Origin of the sequence: Hymenobacter glacialis (genome assembly GCF_001816165.1) — a bacterium.
Lineage (GTDB): Bacteria > Bacteroidota > Bacteroidia > Cytophagales > Hymenobacteraceae > Hymenobacter > Hymenobacter glacialis.
Map to the genome: position 1 here is coordinate 1 of NZ_MDZC01000121.1, position 633 is coordinate 633.

1 rRNA gene is annotated in these 633 nt (G+C 57.3%); it reads left to right on the forward strand.

The features are described 5' to 3' along the window. Positions 1 to 633 (forward strand): 16S ribosomal RNA (locus BEN48_RS16430); the annotation flags it as partial.

Below are 633 nucleotides of genomic sequence, written 5' to 3' on the forward strand. Positions count from 1 at the left end.
ACAATAGTGGCGCACGGGTGCGTAACGCGTAGCCAACCTACCCGAATCTGGGGGATAGCCCGCCGAAAGGCGGATTAATACCGCATAAAACTGCAGTCCGGCATCGGGCAACAGTTAAAGATTTATTGGATTCGGATGGGGCTGCGTGCCATTAGCTGGTTGGGGAGGTAACGGCTCACCAAGGCGACGATGGCTAGGGGAGCTGAGAGGCTGGTCCCCCACACGGGCACTGAGATACGGGCCCGACTCCTACGGGAGGCAGCAGTAGGGAATATTGGGCAATGGGCGAGAGCCTGACCCAGCCATGCCGCGTGCAGGACGAAGGCTTTCTGAGTCGTAAACTGCTTTTCTCAGGGAAGAAAAAAGGGGATGCGTCCCCTACTGACGGTACCTGAGGAATAAGCACCGGCTAACTCCGTGCCAGCAGCCGCGGTAATACGGAGGGTGCAAGCGTTGTCCGGATTTATTGGGTTTAAAGGGTGCGTAGGCGGCCGTTTAAGTCCGGGGTGAAAGCCCACTGCTCAACAGTGGAACTGCCCTGGAAACTGGACGGCTTGAGTACAGACGAGGGCGGCGGAATGGAGGGTGTAGCGGTGAAATGCATAGATACCCTCCAGAACACCGATTGCGAAG